General features: G+C 39.4%; 8 protein-coding genes. 2 read left to right on the top strand and 6 right to left on the bottom strand.

What is annotated here, in order from left to right; genetic code table 11:
- Positions 1–30: 30 nt before the first annotated feature.
- Positions 31–393 (bottom strand): hypothetical protein, encoded by a 363-nt coding sequence (locus tag E5A76_RS18485; protein WP_161119821.1) that lies wholly within the window; start codon positions 391–393, stop codon positions 31–33.
- A 504-nt stretch (positions 394–897) separates the two neighbouring features.
- Entirely contained in the window at positions 898–1,854 is a 957-nt protein-coding gene (locus E5A76_RS18480; RefSeq protein WP_161119820.1) for a hypothetical protein, read from the bottom strand.
- A 173-nt stretch (positions 1,855–2,027) separates the two neighbouring features.
- Between E5A76_RS18480 and E5A76_RS18475 the strand changes: the two genes are divergently transcribed.
- Both E5A76_RS18475 and E5A76_RS18470 read left to right on the top strand, forming a co-directional pair.
- Positions 2,028–2,726, top strand: a complete 699-nt coding sequence (locus E5A76_RS18475; RefSeq protein WP_053989781.1) for a DUF2786 domain-containing protein — start codon at positions 2,028–2,030, stop codon at positions 2,724–2,726.
- A 312-nt stretch (positions 2,727–3,038) separates the two neighbouring features.
- On the top strand, positions 3,039–4,343 hold the full coding sequence (locus E5A76_RS18470) for an inosine/guanosine kinase (protein ID WP_107167010.1): 1,305 nt from the start codon (positions 3,039–3,041) through the stop codon (positions 4,341–4,343).
- A 54-nt stretch (positions 4,344–4,397) separates the two neighbouring features.
- On the opposite strand, the gene E5A76_RS18465 is transcribed toward E5A76_RS18470, so the two are convergent.
- From E5A76_RS18465 to E5A76_RS18450, 4 genes are read right to left on the bottom strand one after another with little or no spacing between them, the layout of a single operon-like run.
- Positions 4,398–5,003, bottom strand: a complete 606-nt coding sequence (locus E5A76_RS18465) for an OmpA family protein (RefSeq protein WP_187695688.1) — start codon at positions 5,001–5,003, stop codon at positions 4,398–4,400.
- Positions 5,003–6,373: a TolC family outer membrane protein gene (locus tag E5A76_RS18460; protein ID WP_161119819.1), complete on the bottom strand. Its 1,371-nt coding sequence runs from the start codon at positions 6,371–6,373 to the stop codon at positions 5,003–5,005. Before E5A76_RS18460 ends, E5A76_RS18465 begins: the two co-directional genes overlap by 1 nt.
- 28 nt (positions 6,374–6,401) lie before the next feature.
- On the bottom strand, positions 6,402–7,784 hold the full coding sequence (locus tag E5A76_RS18455; RefSeq protein WP_161119818.1) for an HlyD family type I secretion periplasmic adaptor subunit: 1,383 nt from the start codon (positions 7,782–7,784) through the stop codon (positions 6,402–6,404).
- A complete protein-coding gene (locus tag E5A76_RS18450; RefSeq protein WP_161119817.1) occupies positions 7,777–9,951 on the bottom strand; it encodes a type I secretion system permease/ATPase in 2,175 nt (724 codons plus the stop codon). The genes E5A76_RS18455 and E5A76_RS18450 overlap by 8 nt, the downstream gene beginning before the upstream one ends.
- Positions 9,952–10,070 lie beyond the last annotated feature (119 nt).

Genomic DNA, 10,070 nt, shown 5'->3' with positions numbered 1-10,070 from the left:
CATTTAAAACAATAAATTAGTCTTATGGTGCTAGGATTTTTCCTTTGATGTCATCATCGACACGCCTTTTTTGATGCTAATGACCTCACCATTTTTAGTCAACTTCACGGTGTAATTGTTATTTGTCACTTTTTCATAACCGTTAGCCAACTGCTCTACCGATTCCAGCTTAGTAAATCTAACTTGTAAATGCTCCGATTCCATCTCATTACTCTTAAAGTAATGCTGAACAGTCGTGGGGGCATCAAACGTTGCTACCTCTGCCCCATATTTTTCCGTCAGTGCTGATTCCGCAATACTAATTGCTCGAGGCTTATCAACAAAGAAAAGTGCATTTTCAGCACTATGTACATTGGCACTCAATAATAAGACTAAAAATAACCAGTATTTCACAAGCCCTCCAATGGCATTCGTTTTAACATATATTGCTTACTCAGATTTAAGCAACAACAGGCGATTAAATTAAAAGTTTAACTATTGTTTATTCTGTTATTTATGACATTTATAAATCTTTATTAACTAATACGACTAACGTTAATCCTAATGCTCAGATTAAGATTCGAGTTTCTTTATTATCTATAAAGTTATAATTAACCTACTTAGTAAGATAATTAAAAATAAATCTTACAAATCAAAGTAATAATAAAAACACTGAATGAGTCCAATGTACAACTGACTCATAAGAGCTTCAATTTCGAACACTTAAAATGCGATAAGTCACAATATTGGCAATGAAATACACAAAGATAAATAGTAATAGCATGAGAGGTGGTTAGAGAAATACATTAACTCCCATCTACTATGCTAATAATTAACAATGTAGAGGGAGTAAACATCATATTTATGAAATATCTTAGAAAACACTACGATATTTTTACGGGAGATAAAGCGTACTACTTAAAATAAATGTTTATTCGGATCTGATGTCTCCGCCCATTCATGATCGTTTTCACGTTGCTCTAAATAGACCTGCAAAGCATTAAAATATGTAAAAGCGGTTAATTCAGATTCTTGATTAAAATGCTCAAAGAAAGCATCTTCTTGTTGAGCCAACGCATGCAGGGTGGTTGCTCCATGCTCCAACGCCCATTGGATTGCATAAGGTGAAATCATAGTACGAAATAAGATCAATTCTTTGATCTCAGAAATCGGTACTTTTCTACCTCGCTTACTCACCTTTTTCTCTTCTGACTTATTGGCTTTTTCTTCAGCTAACAACGCACGAAGACTGGCTAAACTCGCCTCTCTTTCTGCCGCAGAATAGCCATAACTCGTTTTACAAAAACGTAATGCATAAGCCATTTTGTCTCGCCCCACCAACTCAATGACTTGTTCAAGGTAAGGTTGTGGAATCGCATACGCTGTGGCTAATTGCGTCACGGCATGATTTAAACTGGTATAAACAATGCCATCAAACTCAAATTGAAATGCCGTGGTCAATCCCTCAACCGGGATCCCGTCAATACTGACAGCCCAACCTCGGTAATTCACTCGCTCTTTAGCAATCTCAAACATCTTCCAGCCACTTTCTCGAAAGCCTTCTAATGCTTTGCCTTCGAACTCAGAGTCTTCCAACTCTTCTTTGGTCCAGTTAACACCTATTTGTAGATGTTTTTGATACTTCTTATGTAGCTTCTCTTTCACCTTATCTCGAAGAATATCTAAGCTACTGACTTTAATATCATTAGAAAACGAAAAACATTCTTGGCAGCACGGCACCATGATCGGCTCAGATTGCCCATCATAGTTAGGCTTAGCCATAAAGGCATGGCTTTCATAATACGGTTCACCACAAAACCAACAGGTATGGCGAAATTCAAAGGGAACATCAATAGATAAATAAGAAGTAGTCATTGGGCTTCAACATCGGCTTAAACTTTCCGCATTATGCTAACCCCTCGTCATTTATACAAGGTGAGAGCAAGCAAACAACCATGATATTTTCCACCTTATCACTCATTGCCCTTGATGTGCTCTTAGCTAAAGCGGTAAAATATGCGCCCTGTTTTAAATCGTGAGTATGTTGAATGTCAGAACAAAAGCGAAAGGCACTGAAAAAAATAGCAAAATGCCTTGAATTAGGTAACTCGGCAAACGTCAATGAAGCCGCACAAGCTATTCGAATGGCCCATCGCCTCATGCTCAAATATGGTCTTGAGAAAGACGATATTGAATTCATCAAAATGGGTAAAACCAAGTCTAAGACCTTATTACCAAGTGATATTAGTGCACAGATTCTAAAAATTATCCGTGGTATCAACCGTCGTTTTGGCGTGGAATGTGTACTAACAAACTACAAAGGTCTAAAACAAGCTGAATTTATCGGGATGGCTGAACGTGCAATTTTTGCAGCCTTCGCTTTCGATATTGTTTACCGTGAAATGAACCAACAAACGGGACAATTTAGAAATAGCTTCGCTGGCACAGGTACCAGCACACAAGAAGTAACTCGCCGTGTTAATTCATTCTTAGCGGGTTGGATTGAAGGTGCATTGGAAAAACTGCCAGAGCTAACAACTGACGATGATCATGATCAGCGTATGGCGAACTATATTGATAAACAGTTTGAAAACCTTGATCGTGAAACCTTTAAAAAGCAACTTCAAGAAGCGATGAAAGCCCTAACAGATGATTACGAAAAAGGCATGAAGAAAGGTCGCTCTATTTCAGTGAATCGCCCTGTTGGTGGTACAACATCACAAGAAGAATTAAAGCGTCTAAATTAAGCTATCTAATTTCGCTTTTATCCCATTACTATGAAAAAAGTCGCCAATGCGGCTTTTTTCATAACTTTATGATTCATAAACCATCAATTAGGTTAGACTTGTATTAAATCCTACTGTTTTTATTTCACTATAAAAGCTAGCCGTATTGCTTAAGAGCATAGTTATTAACCTCTTTTTCCTTAACTTTATTTGACTCGTTCAAAAAAACAGCAAAAGAACACTTATAATCAGTATATTTCAAAGAAATGAGATTCCAGTCTCGTTTTTATGTTAGAATGAATCAAAATCCCTTAATTCCATAGCCATCAAGACATGAAATTTCCTGGTCAACGTAAGTCAAAACATTACTTTCCTGTCAATGCCCGTGATCCATTAGTTGCACAAATTCAACAAGACAACCCATTAGCGAAATCGCACCTAATTGGCGTAGGTCAAACCATTGTTGATATTGAAGCACGCGTTGACGATGACTTCTTAGCCAGACATGCGCTCACTAAGGGACAATCAGTCGTTCTCGATGAAGATAAAGCCGAGTTGCTTTATAAAGAACTGAAAGATCGCAAACTGATCAGCCACGAATACCCTGGCGATACCATTGGTAATACATTGCACAACTACTCTGTATTAGCCGATGACAAATCTATTCTTCTTGGTGTAATGAGCCAAGATCTAAAAATCGGTTCATACGCATACCGCTATTTATGTAACACCTCTAGCCGTATGGATTTAGATTACCTACAACCTGTAAATGGCCCTATCGGTCGTTGCTACACACTGATCAGTGCTGATGGTGAACGTACTTTCGCAATTAACGAAGGTCAAATGAACCAACTTCGCCCTGAAAGTATTCCTGAATCTGCATTCAAAAAAGCCTCTGCATTGGTGCTATCAACTTACCTTGTTCGTGGTAAGCCAACAGACCCAATGAAAGATGCAGCACTTAAAGCTATCGAATACGCGAAAAAATACAATGTGCCAGTGGTACTGACTATGGGTACTAAATACGTTATCGAAGATAAGCGCGAATGGTGGATTGAGTTTCTAAAAGAGCACGTAACTTGTGTTGCGATGAACGAAGAAGAAGCTGAAGCATTAACAGGTGAAAAAGACCCGCTAACAGCTGCTGATAAAGCGCTTGATTGGGTTGATATGGTGCTTTGTACTGCTGGCCCTGCTGGTCTATATATGGCAGGTTACACGGAAGATGAACTTAAACGTGAATCTACTCTGCCTTTACTTCCAGGTAAGATCCCAGAATTCAACAAATACGAATTCAGCCGTCCGATGGCGAAAAACGAGTGTGAAAACCCAATCCGTGTTTACTCTCACATTGCACCATACCTTGGTGGCCCAGTTGAGATCAAAAACACTAACGGTGCAGGTGATGCAGCTCTTTCTGCCCTACTACACGATATGTCAGCTAACCGCTTCCATAAGATCAATGTACCGAACTCTGCGAAGCATACAGCGAACTTCTTATCGTACTCGTCTTTCTCACAGATTTGTCAGTACTCAAACCGTGTAAGTTATGAAGTATTGATCCAACATGCTCCTCGCCTATCTCATGGCCTACCAGAGCGTGAAGACTGCCTAGAAGAAGCATACTGGGAACGTTAATTCCCGTTGTAAGCACATTAAAAAAGGAGCTAATTAGCTCCTTTTTTGTTTTTATTACTCAGGTACTGAATAGATATCCCACTTCATATCAATGGTTTTATCTGTTCCTGAAACGGCTGCAATAACACGCCTATTTCGTTCTGCAGCTAACTCACTTTCACTATCATCAATCGGACGTGAATACCCATAACCAACTGCCTTTAAACGATTTGCATCAACTGAAAATGTTTCTGTTAACATATTCACGACTGCTTCTGCTCGATTTTGTGATAAAGCCATATTCAACTCATAACTCCCAACCTTGCTGCTATGCCCTTCAATCGTCACAGCGGAATCTGGATGTTGGTGCATAAAGTCAGCAATTGCTTCAATTTCTGATTCATATTTAGGTTCAATCACAGCTGAGTTATTAGCGAAGTTCAATTTAAGCTCAATGCGTTGTGCGATTTCTTTCTCCTGTCCACAACCCACATTATTCACTTTAGAGCCAGCAATACTATTTGGACATTGATCACGGGCTTCAATAACACCATCACCATCAAGATCACGAAGATCGTATTTCTGCTCTGTAATAACAGATGTTGGGCTTTCTGGTGTCGCACATCCGGTCAGCACCGTAGATACCAAAATTAATGTACTTAGCGTCACTATGGTTTTCATTATTTTGCCTCTCCTTGGCTATTCGAACCAACGTTCCAACTTTCTGGCGTAGTTACACGTAACGAAGAAAGTAGCTGACCTGTCGCATGTAAAATACGATATTGTGAAAGCAACTCATCAAATTCTGCACGTAAATAGCTTTTACGTGCCTCAAATAATTCATTTTCAGAGTCCAACAAATCAAGTAATGAACGTTGACCAAGTCTAAATTGATGCTCGTAAGCAGATTGAGTCTCTTTTGATGCCTCTACATGGGTTCGAATATAGTCTTTTTGTTTACCTAGGAATGAATTAGCATTCCAAGCGAGTGTTGTGCCATCTTTAACGTCACGAAAAGTATTTTGTTGTACCCCTTTCGCTTCGTTAATTTTATAAGCAGCTTCACGAACACGTGAGGCATCCTTACCACCATTAAACAGGTTATAACGCATCTGAATTGCTGCTTGTAACTCTTTATCCTCTCCTTCTAACGCATTGGTATAATCAAACTTTTCATCAGACCATTGCCCACCGAGCTCTAATGTGATTTCAGGATAGTAATTGGACTTAGCTGCTTTTCGTTCAAAACGAGCCGCATCTATATCGCTATTGGCTGATTTGATAATTGGGTGATTTTTCTCAGCAATCGTAATGGCTTGTTCCAACGTTGGCGGGATCATATCGTGATCAACCATAGGGGCTATCACATCCACTGGTGCTTCATTTACTACACGGATAAATTCACTTCGAGCATCTGCAGCATTATTTTCAGCTGACATCAAATTTGAATAAGCGCGAGCTAGTCGACCTTTACTTTGAGATAGATCTGCGGTTGATCCCAAACCTGACTCGGTTTTCTCTTTAATTTGATCAAACAAGATTTGATGCTTATCTACATTCTTTTGAGCTAACACCACAATTTGTTCTTCAACTAAATAATTGATGTAAACTTTCACCACTGAGAGCGCAATATCTTCAGCTGTTCCAAATAATTTCCATTGCTCTGCTTGGGCTTCATGGTTTAAACGTGACAACTCGTTTCCTGTTGCAAAGCCATTAAATAATGTTTGTCGAATACTCAAACCAACTTCAGGTACTTCTGAATCCACCATACCATCTTGTTGTAACCGACTTTGCGGTGTGGAACTTTGTTTCCAACCATAGCCTGCCGTTAAATCAACCGTCGGTAAATAATCACCAAATACCTGATTTGCCTGCTCTTCACGAACTTTAAAACGGCTCAAGGCTTGTTGTAACTCAGGATTAGTATCAAGTGTAGTTGCAACCGCTTGTTCCAATGTTTGGCTCATCGCCACTGCTGGATATAACGTCGAAACAACAACTGCTGCCACTAAACTTCTCTTAATACTATTGCCTAGCCCATTACGCATGAACGAGTCTCCCTCTCTTTATCATTAATTAGCGCTCTCTTAGCGCCATTTCTTTAGCCCTTAAAATCGGGTTTAATATGTATTCCAGTACGGTTCGTTTACCGGTTATGACATCAACAGACGTCAACATCCCGGGTATAATCGGCATTTGAGTCTGATCTGATTTAGTTAAATAGGAATGTGATGTTCTTACTTTTACTAAGTAGTAACTATTACCTTCCTCATCTTGTGATGTATCAGCACTGATATTCACTACCGTCCCATCTAAACCACCATAACGTGTAAAATCGTAAGCGGTGACTTTCACGATCGCCGGTAAACCGGGATGCAAAAAGGCAATGTCTTTCGGCTGAACTTTAGCTTCAATCAACAAATTATCTTCTGTTGGTACAATGTCTAAAATCGCTTCACCCGGCTTCACTACTCCACCTATCGTGGTGATATTGATGGTTTTGATCGTGCCATTTACTGGCGAATGTAATACCGCTTTATCTACTTTATCTTGCGAACCTACCTGTGCTTCAGTGAGGCGAGATAATCTAGCTGTCATTTCATTTAATTGCGCACGTACATCCTTGTTGTAATTCAATACCGCTTCACGACGTTTTAAAATCGCTTCATCCAAAGCGGCTTTTACTTTTGGCTGTTCAGCGTATAGCGCAGAAAGTTCACCTTTCGTTTCGTTTACCTTGCGTTCTAGTTGTAATAGATCGACTTCCGATACAATCCCTTTTTTAGCCAACGGCTTAGTCATGACCATTTCTTTATTAATCAACCTTAAGCTGCTTTTTAAGGTACTAATGCGAGAAACTAATGAATGACTTTCCTGTTGTTTTTGCACTATCTGACGAGCTAAGATCGCTAATTGATTATCTAGCTCTTCTAAACGCCCTTGATATTCCGCTTTCTGACGAACAATCAGCTCTGGTTCTTTTTGCTCTAATTCAGCAGTAAAAGTCAGTGGTGTAATATTGATCCTTACCTGTTTTTTCCAATCCTTAGTTTCATCGCCAATTTCAATGCTTTTGAGTTCATGACGAAAGCGTATGATATTGGCATTTAAGCTATCCTCTTCATCTTCTTGCTGCGCAAGATCAGAGCGAAATCGGGTATCATCAATACGGACTAATGGCTGACCTTTCGTTACCGTCATTCCCTCTTCAACATATAATGCTTGCAACATGCCACCGTCATAGCTTTGGATCACTTGCACTTGTGAGGAAGGGATCACCTTGCCTGAGCCACGAGTGACTTGCTCCAATTGTGCAAAACACGCCCACACAATGAAGCACACCACCATCAAAAATAGCGCCCAAACCATGTAACGATGTTTAGTTGGCGAATCGATCATCATTGCACTGTAGACATCATCCATCATGTCTTGATCTTGCTCGGAAAACGACTTACTCATTTTGCCCTCCCGATACACCTTGGCGTAGTTGGTTCAAAACCTTATCGCGCTTTCCATCTAAAATGATCTGACCGTTATCAACGACAATTATGCGATCAACTAATGGCAGTAATGACATTTTGTGGGTGATCAACAATAACGTACGATTTTGAACAACGCGCTGCATCGACTGGATAAAACGATTCTCAGCATGGGCATCCATGCTAGCCGTTGGCTCATCCATTAATAAAATAGGAGGATCATTTAAAATCGCTTGTGCTAATGCGACAGCTTGACGCTGACCACGGGATAAAGAATGCCCAGATTCCCCCACCTGTTTATCTAAACCTTCACTATCACGGTCAGTAAAATGACTCACACCAGAAAGCTGCACAGCGCGTAGCAATTGATGCTCAGTAACTTGACGCGTACCAAACATGATATTGTCACGGATGGTGCCATGGATTAGCGTAATATCTTGTGGCATATAGCCAATATTTCTTCGTAAATCAGCTGGGTGGATCTGCCCACTATCAACGCCATCAAAGCGTAAGTTCCCCTCAGTAGGTTGATATAAACCCGCTAACAATTTCGCTAATGAGGTTTTACCTGAACCATTTTTACCAAGGATCGCAATTTTCTCGCCCGGCTTAATTGAAAAATTTGTTGGAGAAATCGTCAGCTTTTTTTGATTAGGATAAGTAAATTGTAAATTTTCAGCTTTAATCGCTCCTTTTAAGCGATGACGGCTGATCAAGTGCGCTTTATCTTCAAACTCACCTTCTTCCTTCATCAACTGATCAAGCTGTCGCAGTGCGCTTACTGTTTGATTGGTACGTGTTAATAAATTCGCTAGCTGTGCCATTGGAGACACTACACGGCTTGATAACATCACAGCCGCAATAATCCCACCCATCGAGATATCAACAGTAGAAACACGATATACGCCTAAAATCACCACGCCAATTGCTGTAAATTGGGTCATAAAACTAGCGAAATAAGAAACAGAGTTAGCTATCTTTTTCACTTTTAATTGCCAATTAGCCGTATGTGCGATCATCTGCTGCCAATGACGTTGCATTATCCCTTCAGCACTGTTTGATTTAATCGCTTCTATCGCAGCTAAACTTTCTATTAAATGGCCATGTTTTAAAGCAGCGAACTTATTTGACTCTTCCACTGCTACTTTTAATTTAGGTTGTACTATTAAGGTATAACCAATAATTAATAATCCAAAAAACAGTGGAATAAGAGCAAGATCACCAGCGACAAAATAAATAATCACTAAGAATAATAACGCAAACGGCAAATCGATTAATGTCGTGATCGTTGCGGAAGTAAGCATATCTCGAATACTATCAAACTCACCTAATTGTTTGGCCATGCCTCCAACGGAAGGTGCGCGTTTTGATAACGGGATACCAATTGCTTTTTCAAATAACCTAGAAGAAACAACAATATCAATTTTCTTACCTGCCAAATCGATTAAATAACCTCGAATATGACGCATAAGAAAATCAAAACAAAAAGCCAGAGATGCTCCACTGGCTAATACCCATAGTGATTCAAAAGCTAAATTCGGTACGATTTTATCGTACACATTCATCATAAATAATGGAGATATGAGTGCAAAGATATTAACTAATATCGATGCTATCAGCACATCACGATAAATCGGACTCGCATCTTTAACCATGTTCCAGAGCCAATGACCATGGTTAACATGCTGATGAACATCAATACTACTATCACCTCGATATTGCTTTTTTATAAAGAAACAATAACCCGTGTAGTTTGCATCTAATTCTTCTAATGCAATTTCCAACTCACCACTATGTTCTGGAAATTGGATCACTGCACGATTATTGACTTCATCCATTTCCCGCAAAATACAAGCACGCTTATCTCTCAATAATAAAACACAAGGTAATACTAACGATGTCATCTCAAATAGTGACTTACGTAGTAACTTGGCAGTTAAACCTGCACGCGCAGCGGCCTGAGGAAATATTTCAGGCGTTAACCACGCGCTATCGAGAGGTAAACCAGCCGTTAATGCCTCGCCAGAACAAGGATTACCATAATATTCCGATAATATAACGAGACTATCTAATAAAGGATCTTCTATTGTTTTAACTGAAGCAGGAATACACCAGTATTCCTGCTTTTCATCAGGTGTGGATATCACGTGTTATACATCCTTGTTATTTTTATTATAATTAACAGGAATATCCTTTATTCCTATTTTATATTATCCGTTATTTTCTTCTTGTTGAGATTGAATAACCATTGGTTTATCTATTGGAA

Source organism: Photobacterium lucens, assembly GCF_009873615.1.
GTDB lineage: Bacteria > Pseudomonadota > Gammaproteobacteria > Enterobacterales > Vibrionaceae > Photobacterium > Photobacterium lucens.
Note: the sequence above shows the minus strand (reverse complement) of the source record. Positions and strands in the feature narration are given on the sequence as shown.

What these genes read in the sequence shown, in the direction of transcription:
- E5A76_RS18475 (WP_053989781.1), top strand. Translation starts at nt 2,028, where the DNA reads ATGTCAGAACAAAAGCGAAAGGCACTGAAAAAAATAGCAAAATGCCTT.
- E5A76_RS18470 (WP_107167010.1), top strand. Translation starts at nt 3,039, where the DNA reads ATGAAATTTCCTGGTCAACGTAAGTCAAAACATTACTTTCCTGTCAAT.
- E5A76_RS18460 (WP_161119819.1), bottom strand. Translation starts at nt 6,373, where the DNA reads ATGCGTAATGGGCTAGGCAATAGTATTAAGAGAAGTTTAGTGGCAGCA.
- E5A76_RS18455 (WP_161119818.1), bottom strand. Translation starts at nt 7,784, where the DNA reads ATGAGTAAGTCGTTTTCCGAGCAAGATCAAGACATGATGGATGATGTC.
- E5A76_RS18480 (WP_161119820.1), bottom strand. Translation starts at nt 1,854, where the DNA reads ATGACTACTTCTTATTTATCTATTGATGTTCCCTTTGAATTTCGCCAT.
- E5A76_RS18465 (WP_187695688.1), bottom strand. Translation starts at nt 5,003, where the DNA reads ATGAAAACCATAGTGACGCTAAGTACATTAATTTTGGTATCTACGGTG.